The organism is Corynebacterium ihumii (assembly GCF_028609825.1).
Lineage (GTDB): Bacteria > Actinomycetota > Actinomycetes > Mycobacteriales > Mycobacteriaceae > Corynebacterium > Corynebacterium afermentans.
This window is the reverse complement of sequence record NZ_CP063190.1, coordinates 1,081,026-1,096,053: the sequence shown is the minus strand read 5'-3', so window position 1 is coordinate 1,096,053 and position 15,028 is coordinate 1,081,026. Positions and strand designations below refer to the sequence as shown.

Below are 15,028 nucleotides of genomic sequence, written 5' to 3'. Positions count from 1 at the left end.
ACCTGCCTGAACCGGGGAGGCGCGCGGGGAACTAACCGCGCAACTGCGCCACCTCACCCTGTGCGCGCTCGAACAGCTCGGCGGCATGGGCGCGGCCGGTGTCCGAATCGTCCATCCCGGCCATCATGCGGGCCAACTCCTCGATGCGTTCTTCCCTTTGCAACGCAGCAACACCGGAGGTCACGGCCACGTCACCGATGTCCTTGGACACGTGCAGGTGCGTGTCAGCATAGGCTGCGACCTGCGGCAGGTGCGTGACCACGATGACCTGGTTGCCGCGGGCCAGACGCGCAAGGCGCCGGCCAATCTCCACTGCTGCGCGCCCGCCCACGCCCGCGTCCACCTCATCGAAAACGAGTGTTGCGCCACTGGAGGATTCAGACAAGATGACCTCCAGCGCGAGCATCACGCGCGACAGCTCGCCGCCGGACGCGCTCGTGGCCAGCGGCTTCGGCTCAAGCGCGCTGTTCGGCGCGAGCAGGATCTCCACCGCGTCGGCGCCGTCGCGGCCGTACTGTGCCTGAGTGACGTTGACGGAAAGCTGCGCCTTCGGCATCGCCAACCCGTGCAGCTCCTCGGTCACCGCCGCGCCCAGCTTGCCCGCGGCCTTGGTGCGCGCCTTCGTCAGCGCGGCCGCATGCTTTCTCATCGACCGCTCGAGCTCGGCCACCTTCGCCTTGAGCTTTTCGACGGCACCTTCCGACGTATCGATCTTCGCCAGCCGCTCCCCCGCCTTGTCACGCCACGCCACCACACCTGCCGCGTCCGGAGCGTACTTGCGGGTCAAGCCCTTGATCTCCTGCTGGCGCTGCAGGAGCTTCTCCAGCTCCTCTGGGTCGGACGGCAGGCTACTGGTGTAGCTGCCCAGCTCCGCCGAGACGTCCGAGAGCACACCGGCGACCTCGCCCAGCCTGGCCCCCAGGTCCCGCAACTCCTGGTCGCTTGCGCCTTCGAGGGCAGCCTGGGCGCGGCCGATCAGGTCGGAGGCTGGCTCTTCTTCCCCGCCGACACCGCCGACGGCGTCCGCGCCGTCGATAGCCACAAGCGCGGTCTCGGCAGCCTCGCGCAACGCGTCCACGTCTTGGAGACGGTTGATGGTGGCCACCAGTTCCTCGTCCTCGCCGGCCTGCGGTGCTACCGCATCGATCTCGTCGATGGCGAACTGGAGGCGGTCCACCTCCTGCGCCAGCTCCAGGCGTTCTTCCGTGCGCTCCTTCAGCTCCTTCGCGGCGCTGCGCCACGCGGTGTACGCCTCGCGGTACGCGTCCAGCTTGGCCTGGATGGCCGGGTCGAAGCGGTCGAGGGCCGCCAACTGCTGTTCCGGCGCCATCAGCCGCAGTTGGTCGTTCTGGCCGTGGATGGTAAGCAGGTGGCCCGCTAGCTCGCTTAGCGTCGCCGCCGGCACCTTGCGCCCGCCGAGGTGCGCGCTGGAGCGCCCCGAGGCCTTCACAGAGCGCGACACCAGGTACTCACCGTTCTCGTCCGGTTCGGCTCCGGCACCGGCCGCAATAGCGTCGATAGCCTCGCGCACTTCATCCGGCAGGCATTGGGTGCCAAACGCGCCCTCCACCACCGCGCCGTCGGCGCCGGTGCGCACGCGGGAGGCGTCCGCACGCCCGCCGGTGAGCAGGCGCAGGCCTGTGACCACCATCGTCTTACCCGCGCCCGTCTCGCCCGTGAGCACAGTCAACCCCGGCGAAAGCTCGGACGAGGCGTGGCTAATCACGCCAAGGTTGGAGATAGCGATCTCAGCGAGCAAAAACGTGCCTCCCTGTCAGATTTACGCCCCGCGCGGGCCGCGCCACCCGGAAACCGGGAGCTGGAACTTGTCCACGAGCTTGTCCGTGAACGGTCTATCGTCCAAGCGTACCCAGCGCACCCCGCGCTCGCCCCGCACCACTTCAACGCGCGAACCGGCAGGCACCGTCAGGCGGCGCTGGCCGTCCATCACCGCGGTGGCCTGCGTGGTCTGCCGCTCCGATTCCACCGCCACAGTCGACGTCGGCGCGACCACCAGGGGCTTGGCAAACAGCGCGTGGGCGTTGTTCGGTACCACCAGGATCGCCTCCAGCTGTGGCCACATCACCGGCCCGCCGGCGGAAAACGCGTACGCGGTCGAGCCCGTCGGCGTGGAAATGAGCACGCCGTCGCAACCGAATGAGGACACGGGGCGGAAATCCACCTCCAGCGTCGCGTCCAGCACGCGGGTGCGGTCCGAGTTCTCAATACTGCACTCGTTGAGCGCCCAGCTGCGGCCGAGCACCTCGCCGCCCTCGCCAAGCACAGAAACGTCTAACGTCATCCGCTCCACCACGCGGTACGAGCGGTCGATCACCTGGCCGACGACTTTTTCCAAACTCGACGCTTCCCCTTCCGCGAGGAAGCCCACGTGGCCCAAGTTGATGCCCAGCACCGGAATGTCCTGCGCACGCGCGTAGCTCGCCGCCCGCAGAAACGTCCCGTCGCCGCCGAGCACCAGCACCAGCTCGCACCCCGCAGCCGCGGAGTCGTCCGCCTTCGCGCGGGTCAGCCCGCACAGCACCGGGTTGGTCTCAATGACGTCCATCTGCTCCTGCTCGAGCAGGCGGACCTCAATGCCCGCCTGCTGCAGAAGCTGCGCCGCCCGGGCCGCCGAATCAATATTGGAGGCCCTGAACAGGTGCGGCACCAGCAGGATCTCGCGGCGTGTTGAATCACCCATCTACTTCGGTCCTTCCTCGACCGCCCGGTTGACCAGCGCGGTCAGTGCGTCGTCGTCAAGCTGCTGCTCGCCCCCGTCTTTCACCAACCACAAAAAGTATTCCACGTTGCCGCTCGGTCCCGGCAGCGGGGATGCCGTCACTCCGCGCACCGACAATCCCAGCGATTGTGCGAAACGCGCGACGTCCAGCGTGACCTCCGCGCGCAGCTCCGGCGAACGCACGACGCCGCCGCTGCCGAGGCGGTCCTTGCCCACCTCGAACTGCGGTTTGACCATGGTCAGCATGTCCGCGCCGTCGACCATGCACTCCACCAGCGCCGGCAGCACCAGCTTCAGGGAGATGAACGACAGGTCGCCGACCATGAGATCCGCCGGCCCGCCCATCATCTCCGGGGTGAGGTTGCGGATGTTGGTCCGGTCAAGCACACGCACGCGCTCGTCGTTTTGCAGCCGCCACACCAGCTGGCCGTAGCCCACGTCCACCGCCACGACCTCACTTACGCCACGCGACAGCAGCACATCAGTAAACCCACCGGTCGAGGCACCAGCATCCAACGCCTTTCGCTTCTCGACGACAAGCCCGCCCCCGCCAAACACCTCAAGCGCACCCAGCAGCTTATGCGCACCACGTGACGCCCAATCGTCCACATCGGCGGTGTTGACCTTGATGGAAGCATCCGGCTCCACCACCGTCGCGGGTTTGGTCGCGGTGAACCCACCAACCTGGACGCGACCTTCCTTGATCCAGTTCTGCGCCTGCTCACGCGAGCGCGCGATCTTGCGGCGGACCAGTTCCGCGTCGAGCCGGGTGCGTTTCGGTGCCACGGTAGCGGCCCCCTTTCTTAACTAATTGTCGGACAGCGCCTCGTGCAGCACCGCGTGCGCCCGAGTCAGCGCGTCCACCTCCGCTGCGAGGCCATCCGTCGCCTCCGCCAGAATCGACTCAACGCGCTGTGTCACTTCCTCAGCGCTGACCTTCGGTGCCCGCGGGTCGCGGGGAATCGGAGCCGGGCTCATCAGCGTCACCACCACTCTGCGAGCGCCGCCTCAGCGGCGTCAGTCTCCGCACGCACCTCAGCCGGCGGGTCAGGCTGCTGCCACGCCACGTCGAGTGCGGTGCGGAGGGCAGCCAAGCTGGAGGCGTTGGCGTTGCCGCCGGTGAGGACGATGGCGGAGCCGTCGATACGCGCCTCGAAGCCCTCCTGCACACCCGGGGAGAGTTGCTCAGGCGACTCGCTGAGGCCGCGCATGTCCGCCGCGATGTAGGTCGGGCGGTGCTCCGGCGGCGCCTGCAGCAGCGCGTGCGGGCCGGAAACGCCGGTGAGCACGTGCAGCGCAGGCATGCCCGCGGCGACGCCGCCAGCAATGTCCGTGTCCAACCTGTCGCCCACAGCGAGCGGCTTATTCATACCGCGCGCCTTCGCAGCCTGGGTAAACATCGCCGGCTCCGGCTTGCCCGCCGCCTCCGGCACAACCCCAGTCGCCGAAGTCACAGCCGCGACCATGGACCCGTTGCCCACCATGAAACCGCGCTCCATCGGCAGCGAGGTGTCCAGATTCGTGGCCAGGTACTTCGCCCCTTGCTGCAGGCTCAGCGCCGCCTCCGACAGCTGGCGCCACCCGGTGTCCGGGTTGTGGCCGTGCAGCACCACCTTCGGCGCATCGTCGGCGCTGTCCACGATCCGGTAGCCGGCCTCTTGAACGAGCTGGCGCAGCGACGGCGCGCCCACGACATAAACCGCATCGCCCTGATCGAGATAGCGCGCCGCCATGGTCACCGCCGCCATCGCGGACGTGAGCACGTCCCCCTCAGCCGCATCAAGGTCAATGGCCCGGAGCATCTCTGCGACATCCTTGGCACTGCGAGAGGCGTTGTTGGTCACATACATCGCGGACAGGCCCGAGGCGTTAATCGCCTCGACAGCGTGCTCAATCACCTCACCGCCAGACCAGACGGTGCCATCGAGGTCCAGCAGCAGGCCGTCGTGGTTCGCCGCAAGCGTCATATGCCTAGCCCAGTTCCGCCACACGCTCGGACGCGTCAGTCATGCCGTCGACGTCAATCTTGGCCACGTGCTCGAACCACCGCTTCGCCTCAGCCTTTTCACCAGTAGCCAGAAGCGCGTCCGCGTAGGCGTAGCTCAGGCGGGCCTGTTCAAAGCCTTGGGAACCCAGCGACGGGTTCAACCGCTGCAGCTGCGCAACAGCAGACTCATGCTGTCCGAGATCATGACGAGCACCAGCCAGGACGATCGCCAACTCAATCTGGCCGGCCTCGTCCAACTCGCGCGCCTCCGGGCTGCGGCCAAGCTCCAGCGCCTTCTCCGGGCGCCCAAGGCCGCGCTCAGCGTCCGCCATCACAGCCAGCAAGCCAGGACCACCGGAGATACGACGAGCGGCGCGCAGCTCAGACAGCGCCTCCTTCCACTCGCCAGCGTGGTACGCGACGACACCGTTGGTCTCGCGCACCACACCGACGCGCCCCGCGCGGTTCTTCGCCGCGCGCGCGTGCTGAAGCGCGAGCTTCGGGTCGTCGTAAAGCAGGTCGGTCGCCATGAGCATATGCTTTGCGACACGCTCCGCATTATCCTTCGACAACACCTTCAAATCCTGCAGTACAGAAGGATCCAGGTCGGAGATTTCCAGGCCCTGCGGCAGATCGGGCTCCTGCTCCTTCTGCGCCATGCGATCCTCGCGGAAGCCCTCACGGCGCGGGTTGGATCGGTCGTGGCGCACGCCGCCACGACCCCGGCGGCGGTCGCCATCCCGGCCACGGCCTTCTCCACGACGGGCGTCGCCGCGCCGGCCGTTGCGTCCTCCGTCTCGGCGACGCTCACCGTCTCGACCACGGCCTTCACCCCGATGGGACCGACCACCACGGGATCCGCCCTGACCATCACGGTTACGGGCATCGCGGCCACCGCGTTCCCCGCGCCGACGGTCCTCGCGACCCTTGTCACCGAAAGAGCGCTCCTGCCCTCTTCCCTCGTCCACATCTGCCATAGGGGACCTCCGTTTCTAATCTCGACCATTATAGGAAAGCTGGGCACTCGGGCACATACTGCTCCCACCACCTGCAGGATCCGCCGCGCGCTCCCGCGCTCGCAGCCCCCGCAACCAGAACCTACCTAAGGGCTATCGCACTGGTCGTACACGTCGCGCCGTGTTTGCCCTGGTGGATTGTCGGTTTGTGGGGGTGCCACTCGGAAATATTTGTGGGGGTGCACCAATGATGGGTGTATCTGGGGTTGTCCGCATTGCGGAGTATCGCCCCGATCTGCAGTTCGTGGGTGCATACCAATGATGGGGCCGGCTCTTGTTGTCCGCAATGCGGAGTCGGCCCGGGCACGGAATCGGTTGGTGTGCGCCAATAGTTGGTGTATATGGTGTTGTCCGCAAGGCGGAGTGTGGACCGTACCTGGGTTGTTGTGGGTGCGTTGTTGGTCGAGTAGCGGAGGTCGAGTCCGTCGGTGTATGCGGGCGTACTCGACGTCCGGTACTCGACTTTCGCCGAACAGGAGGCGTCATCGTGGCTGCGTGTGCTGGCCCCGCGACCTCTGTGGCCCCTCATTGGCAGGTCGCGTCCCGCCGGGTGGTTCCGTCCCGGGGTTTTCATGGGTGTGCGCCAATGATGGGTGCGGGTGTGGTTGTCCGCAATGCGGAGTTGCACCCCGGACTTTCGTGGGTAAGCGCCAATAGTTGGTGTATCTGGTGTTGTCCGCAATGCGGAGTCTAGCCAGGTGGGTTCGGGCCAGGCATAGCAAAGCACCCGCCGCACCATCAGTGTTGGTGCGGCGGGTGCTTGTGTGAAGTTGTTGGGTCGGCGGTAACCTACTCTCCCACTCCCTCCCGGGAGCAGTACCATCGGCGCGGGCGGGCTTAGCTTCCGGGTTCGGAATGGGACCGGGCGTTTCCCCGCCGCCATCAACCACCGACACACCTATAGGGGCATGTGCGACTGATCAACAATTCAGCGTTATGCAATTACACGTTGGCCATCCCGGTGCAAACCGGGTTGGTGTGTTGTGTCAGTGACTGCACAGTGGACGCAAGCACAATGCTTGTGTGTTTCTTCGCGGTGTTCACAACCTATTGGTGTGTGAATGGTGTTTATTGGTGTATTAGTACCGGTCGCCTCCACACATTGCTGTGCTTCCAGGTCCGGCCTATCAACCCAGTAGTCTCCTGGGAACCTCAAATGAAACCTCATCTTAAAACAGGCTTCCCGCTTAGATGCTTTCAGCGGTTATCCCTCCCGTACGTAGCCAACCAGCCGTGCTCCTGGCGGAACAACTGGCACACTAGAGGTACGTCCGTCCCGGTCCTCTCGTACTAGGGACAGCCTTCTTCAAGTTTCAACGCGCGCGGCGGATAGAGACCGAACTGTCTCACGACGTTCTGAACCCAGCTCGCGTGCCGCTTTAATGGGCGAACAGCCCAACCCTTGGGACCTACTCCAGCCCCAGGATGCGACGAGCCGACATCGAGGTGCCAAACCATCCCGTCGATATGGACTCTTGGGGAAGATCAGCCTGTTATCCCCGGGGTACCTTTTATCCGTTGAGCGACACCACATCCACAAGTAGGTGCCGGATCACTAGTCCCGACTTTCGTCCCTGCTCGACTTGTAAGTCTCGCAGTCAAGCTCCCTTGTGCACTTACACTCTACACACCTGATTGCCAACCAGGCTGAGGGAACCTTTGGGCGCCTCCGTTACATTTTGGGAGGCAACCGCCCCAGTTAAACTACCCACCAGGCACTGTCCCCAACCCAGATCATGGGCCAAGGTTAGATATCCACTACGGTCAGAGTGGTATTTCAACAACGACTCCACACACACTGGCGTGCATGCTTCCAAGTCTCCCACCTATCCTACACAAACCGCACCGAATGCCAATACCAAGCTATAGTGAAGGTCCCGGGGTCTTTTCGTCCTGCCGCGCGAAACGAGCATCTTTACTCGTACTGCAATTTCACCGGGCCTGTGGTTGAGACAGCAAGGGAGTCGTTACGCCATTCGTGCAGGTCGGAACTTACCCGACAAGGAATTTCGCTACCTTAGGATGGTTATAGTTACCACCGCCGTTTACTGGGGCTTAAATTCTCCGCTTCGGACACAATGTCCTAACGGGTCCTCTTAACCTTCCAGCACCGGGCAGGCGTCAGTCCGTATACATCAACTTAACCGTCTTCGCACGGACCTGTGTTTTTGATAAACAGTCGCTCCCCTCTCTTCTCTGCGACCCCAACCAGCTCAACACGAATGTGTGTCACCGGTTGTGGTCCCCCTTCTCCCGAAGTTACGGGGGCATTTTGCCGAGTTCCTTAACCACAGTTCACCCGCTCGCCTTAGTATTTTCTACCTGACCACCTGTGTCGGTTATGGGTACGGGCCGTACATGCACATCGCTAGAGGCTTTTCTCGGCAGTACAGGATCACCAACATCACCCACATAAGGGCTACGCATCACGCCTCACACTTGATGACAACCGGATTTGACCAATGTTGTCGTGCCACACGCTTGCACCGCAATCCAATAAGCGGCTTAGCTACCTCACTGCGTCACCCCATCACTGACCTACCACGGATCAGGCCCCACGCATCACCACCAACCAACCATCCCCGAAGGGATGGCAACGATCGGCAGATCAGGGTGGTTAGTCTCACCGCTTCGATACTGGGCGCGCACATACGGGTACGGGAATATCAACCCGTTGACCATCGACTACGCCTGTCGGCCTCGCCTTAGGACCCGACTCACCCTGGGAAGACGAACTTGACCCAGGAACCCTTAGTCATCCGGCGGGCAAGATTCTCACTTGCCATTCGTTACTCATGCCTGCATTCTCACTCGCATGCAGTCCACCGCTCCTTCCGATACGGCTTCACCCCACACACGACGCTCCCCTACCCAAACAACAAAATTGTTTGCCGCGGCTTCGGCGGTGTGCTTGAGCCCCACTGAATTGTCGGCGCGGAACCACTCGACCAGTGAGCTATTACGCACTCTTTCAAGGATGGCTGCTTCTAAGCCAACCTCCTGGCTGTCTTCGCGATCCCACATCCTTTTCCACTTAGCACACCCTTAGGGGCCTTAACCGGCGATCTGGGCTGTTTCCCTCTCGACTATGAAGCTTATCCCCCACAGTCTCACTGCAATGCACCACTATAACCGGTATTCGGAGTTTGGCTGACGTCGCTAAGATGATAGTCCCGCTCAACCAACCAGTAGCTCTACCTCCGGCAAGCTCACATCACGCTGCACCTAAATGCATTTCGGGGAGAACCAGCTATCACGGAGTTTGATTGGCCTTTCACCCCTACCCACAGCTCATCCCCTCAGTTTTCAACCTAAGTGGGTTCGCGCCTCCACAACCTCTTACAGCTGCTTCACACTGGCCATGGGTAGATCACCCCGCTTCGGGTCCAGGACATGCCACTTGCCACCCTATTCGGATTCGCTTTCGCTACGACTACCCCACACACACGGGTTAACCTCGCGACATGCCGCTGACTCGCAGGCTCATTCTTCAAAAGGCACGCCATCACACACAAGGTGCTCTGACGGATTGTAAGCGCATGGTTTCAGGAACTCTTTCACTCCCCTCCCGGGGTACTTTTCACCATTCCCTCACGGTACTTCATTCACTATCGGTCACACTGAGTATTTAGGCTTACCGGGTGGTCCCGGCAGATTCACAGCAGATTCCACGAGCCCGCTGCTACTCGGGAACACAAACAACACAACCACACACACCTTCACGTACAGGACTCATCACCTACTCCGGTGCACCATCCCAGATGCTTCCGCTGATGCATGCAAATTGCGCTTGCAGTCGGCAGCCTGCAACACTTGCGCCCCACAACACCGCACACGCAACCCCTGCCAGGTATCACACGCACACGGTTTAGCCTCATCCGCTATCGCTCGCCACTACACACGGAATCACAATTGTTTTCTTCTCCTACGGGTACTGAGATGTTTCACTTCCCCGCGTCAACCCCCACACAGACTATGAATTCACCTGCGGGTAACACCACACAACCGGTGCTGGGTTTCCCCATTCGGACATCCTCGGATCAACGCTTTGTTGGCAACTCCCCGAGGCATAACGCAGCCTCACACGTCCTTCATCGGCTCAGCATGCCAAGGCATCCACCATACGCCCGTAACAAAACACACGGACACACAAACAAACAGGTATAAACACCAAAACACAAAAAAGAAAGATACTCGCGTCCACTATACAGTTCTCACACAACACAACCCCACACACAAACAACCACAACACTGCAGCCGTGTACGCAGGGCCCAACAGGAACAACCAATGCTGCCCCAGACACCCAACAGTGCACCAACGAAAAACCCTTTTGTCACGCGATATGGTGAATCCACCAACCCAACACCACGCAGCACACACCCCAACCAGGCACCACCATCACCACCTTCGATGACACGGCGACCAGCGGGTATGCCTCCACCCGGCAAAACAAAAACAATGCGGCAGTCACACACTCGGCGACTCAACCACACACACCCACAACTGTGGGCACACAAAATAAAAGCTCCTTAGAAAGGAGGTGATCCAGCCGCACCTTCCGGTACGGCTACCTTGTTACGACTTCGTCCCAATCGCCGATCCCACCTTCGACAGCTCCCTTTAACAGGCCACTGGCTTCGGGTGTTACCAACTTTCATGACGTGACGGGCGGTGTGTACAAGGCCCGGGAACGTATTCACCGCAGCGTTGCTGATCTGCGATTACTAGCGACTCCGACTTCATGGGGTCGAGTTGCAGACCCCAATCCGAACTACGACCGGCTTTCAGCGATTAGCACACCCTCACAGGCTCGCAAACGCGTTGTACCGACCATTGTAGCATGTGTGAAGCCCTGGACATAAGGGGCATGATGATTTGACGTCATCCCCACCTTCCTCCGAGTTAACCCCGGCAGTCTCTCACGAGTCCCCAACCGAATTGCTGGCAACATAAGACAAGGGTTGCGCTCGTTGCGGGACTTAACCCAACATCTCACGACACGAGCTGACGACAACCATGCACCACCTGTACACCAACCACAAAGGGAAACCGTATCTCTACGGCGATCTGGTGTATGTCAAGCCCAGGTAAGGTTCTTCGCGTTGCATCGAATTAATCCACATGCTCCGCCGCTTGTGCGGGCCCCCGTCAATTCCTTTGAGTTTTAGCCTTGCGGCCGTACTCCCCAGGCGGGGCGCTTAATGCGTTAGCTACGGCACGAACCCCGTGGAAGGGACTCACACCTAGCGCCCACCGTTTACGGCATGGACTACCAGGGTATCTAATCCTGTTCGCTACCCATGCTTTCGCTCCTCAGCGTCAGTTACTGCCCAGAGACCTGCCTTCGCCATCGGTGTTCCTCCTGATATCTGCGCATTCCACCGCTACACCAGGAATTCCAGTCTCCCCTACAGCACTCAAGTTATGCCCGTATCGCCTGCAGTCCCGCAGTTAAGCTGCGGGCTTACACAAACGACGCGACAAACCACCTACGAGCTCTTTACGCCCAGTAATTCCGGACAACGCTCGCACCCTACGTATTACCGCGGCTGCTGGCACGTAGTTAGCCGGTGCTTCTTCTCCAGGTACCGTCACAAATACGCTTCGTCCCTAGCGAAAGGAGTTTACAACCCGAAGGCCGTCATCCCCCACGCGGCGTCGCTGCATCAGGCTTGCGCCCATTGTGCAATATTCCCCACTGCTGCCTCCCGTAGGAGTCTGGGCCGTATCTCAGTCCCAATGTGGCCGTACACCCTCTCAGGCCGGCTACCCGTCGACGCCTTGGTAGGCCATTACCCCACCAACAAGCTGATAGGCCGCGAGCTCATCCCACACCGAAAAACTTTCCACCACACCATCCAAAATGTGGTCCTATCCGGTATTAGACCCAGTTTCCCAGGCTTATCCCGAAGTGCAGGGCAGATCACCCACGTGTTACTCACCCGTTCGCCACTCGAGTACCAGTGCAAGCACTGGCCTTTCCGTTCGACTTGCATGTGTTAAGCACGCCGCCAGCGTTCATCCTGAGCCAGGATCAAACTCTCCACAAAAAACGTTTCAGAAAGAAACAGGCCGTGAAAAGCCCAATACCCAACCAAAAACAAACCAACCAACACCCAAACAGGCGCCGGACTGGCAAAAATCCAAAAATTACAAGGTTCAACAACCGACCCCAACCCGACGGGGCAAAACAGGGCCGATCAAAAAACATACGTGAAACATGTTCAACCACACCCCACGCACACTATGAACCAAAAGATGACGCGATCCATCATTGGAATTCAACCACGCCACCACCGGCACACACCCAAACACAGGGCGCACACCACACAGTGCACAAAAAGGCAGGCAAACACACCCACGCAACAAAAGTACATTGGCACACTATCGAGTTCTCAAACAACACCAGCACACCCACCAACCAGAACCAAACACGGCCCCAGCCGGAAAAGCGGCTTCGTCAGAAGTTACACAACCAACCAACCAAAAGTCAAACTCACGTTAAACCCCGGTTAACCAGAACGTAACCCCTATTCAAATTAACTCGTCCCTCCCAACCGGCCGAACCGCTCGGAAGCAACGGATGGAAATATAACCACGAACGCAAACACAACACAAAACGCCCAGGCCAGAGGGTAAAACTGGCCTGGGCGATAGCTCGTCGTAAAGCTGGGTGCTACACGCGCTTCGCGCCCGCGAAGTTTTTCTTGCCGCGCCGCAGCACCAGCCAGGAACCGTGGAGGAAGTCGTCCTCGGTGGGCGCCCACGCCTCGTCTTCGATGCGGACGTTGTTCACGTACGCGCCGCCCTCCTTGATGGAGCGGCGGGCGGCGCCCTTGGAATCCGCCAGCCCGGCACCAACGAGCAGGTCCACGATGGTGGTTTCGCCGGAGAACTCGAAAACGTCGGTCTCGGAAACGGAGGCGGCGAGAGTTGCCTCATCCAGATCCGAAAGCTCCGCGCGACCGAACAACGCCTGGGAGGCGAGCTCGACGGCTTCGCGCGCTTCCACGCCGTGGACCAGATCCGTCATCTCCTGGGCAAGGCGGCGCTGCGCCTCGCGCTTGAAGGGACGCTCCGCAACCTCCACCTCGAGGCGGGCGAGTTCCTCCTGGTCCAGGAAGGTGAACCAGCGCAGGTAACGGATCACGTCGGCGTCCGCGGTGTTCACGAAGTACTGGTACCAGGTGTACGGGCTGGTCATCTCTGGGTCGAGCCACAGCGATCCGCCGCCTGTGGACTTGCCAAACTTCTTGCCCTCGGAGTCGGTGACCAGCGGAACGGTCAGCGCGTGGGTCTGTGCGCCGTCGATGCGGCGGTTCAGGTCTACGCCAGCAACGAGGTTGCCCCACTGGTCGCCGCCGCCGATCTGCAGGATGCAGTCGTGCTCGCGGCGCAGCTGCACAAAGTCGTTGGCCTGCAGCAACATGTAGGAGAACTCGGTGTAGGAGATGCCGTCGTTTTCCAGGCGGCGCTTCACCGTCTCGCGTCCAAGCATTGTGGACAGGGAGAAGTGCTTGCCAATGTCGCGCAGGAACTCGATCACGCCGAGGTCCTTAGTCCAGTCGTTGTTGTTGACCAGCTTTGCTGCGTTGTCGCCGTCGAAATGCACGAAGCGCTGAAGCTGGCCGGAGATGCGACCCGCCCAGTCCTTAACGGTGTCCGCGGAGTTCATGGAGCGCTCCCCCACGTCGCGCGGATCGCCGATCATGCCCGTGGCGCCGCCGGCGAGCACGATTGGGGTATGGCCAGCCTCCTGAAAGCGCCGCAGCATCAACAGCGGCACGAGGTGGCCGGCGTGCAGCGACGGACCGGTCGGGTCGAAGCCGCAGTACAGGGTGATCGGTGTTTCGGTTGCCTCGCGCAAGCTATCCAGGTCGGTGGACTGGTTGATCAGGCCGCGCCAGGTCAGCTCATCAATGATGTTGGTGGAAGTCATGGTCGCTTTCTTCTAGTTCGCTGGGGTGTAGGGCTCTGCTTCGTCGATGAGCAGAACCGGGATGCCGTCGTCAATACGATAGGCAATTCCGAGGCGTTCGTTGACCAAGAGCTGCTGTTCTTGGTTATATTCCAGCGGGCCATTGTCCTTGGGGCACGCGAGGACGCTGAGAAGCTTCGGATCCAGACTCATGGTTTCGGATCGTACCCGTCGCCGCCGCGGTAGCTGTCGTCGAGTCCGGGCAACTCGCCGAGCTCCTCTCGTAAAAACTGCGCCTGGGAGTCCATCGCCCGCAGGTTGTCGTCCAATATGCCCTGCCGCACCCGTCCTGCCGCGCGCGTAAGCGTGGTCAAAGAGTCCGCAACCACCCGCACCGCAGAGGCGTCGCGGTACTGCGGAGCGTCGAGATACGTGTCGACGACCTCCGGGTAGTACACCTTCACCACATTCCAAATCGTTTGGCGGTGCTCCGGGGTGGGTTCCAAATGCTCCCACTCGGAGAGCACAAACCGGACAGTGTCTTCGAGCGCACGCGCCTGGGCGATCACCTGGCGCGGCGGACGGGCACCGCCGAGGCGCGGCCGGCAGTTGCTCGTATTTTTTTGAACTCAGAGAAACGCGGGCCCACGGTGTCTTCGCCGTCGCTGAGCAAGACTATCGACGGGATCCCGCCGGCCGGATCCGTCTCGCGCAGCGCTGCCAGCAGCGTCTGGTACATCGCGGTGGAGCCGCTGGCGCGGAGCCCATCAACGTACTCGGTCAGCTTCGTGGCTGACGCCGGGTCCTCGTGGGAGAACCGCGCGGTGACGGGCTCATTCGGCCGGCTCGCGAAGGACTGCAGCGTGACGTTCTCCCGGTCGCGCAGGGAAACGTCGCCGGTGAGGGTGGAGGCGGAGCCGTCGATAAGCGAATGCATGATGCCCTTGAGCGAGGCGATGCGCTCGCCTTCCATCGAGCCCGAGGTGTCCAGCACGAAGGTGGTGGTGCCGGGCTGGCGGTAGGAGTTGTCGTAGGCGTAAAGCAGCTCATCCACCACGCCTTCGTTCGCGGGGAACGGCAGCTCGATGACCTGCTGATTCGCGATCTCCGCAGGCATGTTGGAAGTAGGCCCGCTTTTCCGAGCCGATCACGCCGTGCAGCTGCGTCAGCTTGCCGCCGGGCCCGCCGGTTGTTTCCCCCTCATCCCCGTCGCCGAAGGGCAGCAGCCCCCCCGACCCAGCGTGACGGCGGCGATGACCACCCCAACTAAAATGACGCCAAGCACCACGGAGACTTTCCGTCCCCGGGGCTTGGCGTCATGGCTGCTCGGCACATTCATGCCTCACATGCTAAATGGCCGGGCCGA

General features: G+C 61.7%; 10 protein-coding genes and 3 rRNA genes. All 13 read right to left on the bottom strand.

Features of this window, described 5'->3' with window-relative positions; genetic code table 11:
- Window positions 1–31 precede the first annotated feature (31 nt).
- Window positions 32–1,759: a DNA repair protein RecN gene (gene recN, locus CIHUM_RS05430; protein ID WP_034999079.1), complete on the bottom strand. Its 1,728-nt coding sequence runs from the start codon at window positions 1,757–1,759 to the stop codon at window positions 32–34.
- Window positions 1,760–1,780: 21 nt separating this feature from the next.
- On the bottom strand, window positions 1,781–2,701 hold the full coding sequence (locus tag CIHUM_RS05425; protein WP_034999081.1) for an NAD kinase: 921 nt from the start codon (window positions 2,699–2,701) through the stop codon (window positions 1,781–1,783).
- Window positions 2,702–3,526, bottom strand: coding sequence for a TlyA family RNA methyltransferase (locus tag CIHUM_RS05420; RefSeq protein ID WP_034999083.1), 825 nt, complete (start codon window positions 3,524–3,526; stop codon window positions 2,702–2,704). It abuts the gene before it with no gap.
- A 21-nt stretch (window positions 3,527–3,547) separates the two neighbouring features.
- A complete protein-coding gene (locus CIHUM_RS05415) occupies window positions 3,548–3,718 on the bottom strand; it encodes a hypothetical protein (protein WP_172796708.1) in 171 nt (56 codons plus the stop codon).
- Window positions 3,719–3,723: 5 nt separating this feature from the next.
- Window positions 3,724–4,707 carry an HAD-IIA family hydrolase gene (locus tag CIHUM_RS05410; protein WP_034999087.1) on the bottom strand — a complete coding sequence of 328 codons (984 nt, stop codon included), beginning with the start codon at window positions 4,705–4,707 and terminating at the stop codon, window positions 3,724–3,726.
- A gap of 4 nt (window positions 4,708–4,711) precedes the next feature.
- Window positions 4,712–5,704 (bottom strand): tetratricopeptide repeat protein, encoded by a 993-nt coding sequence (locus tag CIHUM_RS05405; protein ID WP_074432008.1) that lies wholly within the window; start codon window positions 5,702–5,704, stop codon window positions 4,712–4,714.
- Between the two features lie 815 nt (window positions 5,705–6,519).
- Window positions 6,520–6,637, bottom strand: a 5S ribosomal RNA gene (gene rrf / locus CIHUM_RS05400).
- Between the two features lie 166 nt (window positions 6,638–6,803).
- Window positions 6,804–9,886, bottom strand: a 23S ribosomal RNA gene (locus CIHUM_RS05395).
- 391 nt (window positions 9,887–10,277) lie between these two features.
- Window positions 10,278–11,794, bottom strand: a 16S ribosomal RNA gene (locus CIHUM_RS05390).
- The 16S, 23S and 5S rRNA genes sit together here, the layout of an rRNA operon.
- Before the next feature lie 626 nt (window positions 11,795–12,420).
- Window positions 12,421–13,683 carry a tyrosine--tRNA ligase gene (gene tyrS / locus CIHUM_RS05385; protein WP_034999926.1) on the bottom strand — a complete coding sequence of 421 codons (1,263 nt, stop codon included), beginning with the start codon at window positions 13,681–13,683 and terminating at the stop codon, window positions 12,421–12,423.
- A 12-nt stretch (window positions 13,684–13,695) separates the two neighbouring features.
- The gene (locus CIHUM_RS05380; protein WP_034999925.1) at window positions 13,696–13,875 is read right to left on the bottom strand and encodes a Trm112 family protein; all 180 of its coding nucleotides are present in this window, start codon (window positions 13,873–13,875) and stop codon (window positions 13,696–13,698) included.
- On the bottom strand, window positions 13,872–14,189 hold the full coding sequence (locus tag CIHUM_RS05375) for a hypothetical protein (RefSeq protein ID WP_148363858.1): 318 nt from the start codon (window positions 14,187–14,189) through the stop codon (window positions 13,872–13,874). The genes CIHUM_RS05380 and CIHUM_RS05375 overlap by 4 nt, the downstream gene beginning before the upstream one ends.
- Window positions 14,190–14,227: 38 nt before the next feature.
- Window positions 14,228–14,779: a VWA domain-containing protein gene (locus CIHUM_RS05370; protein ID WP_051106487.1), complete on the bottom strand. Its 552-nt coding sequence runs from the start codon at window positions 14,777–14,779 to the stop codon at window positions 14,228–14,230.
- Between the last annotated feature and the right edge of the window lie 249 nt (window positions 14,780–15,028).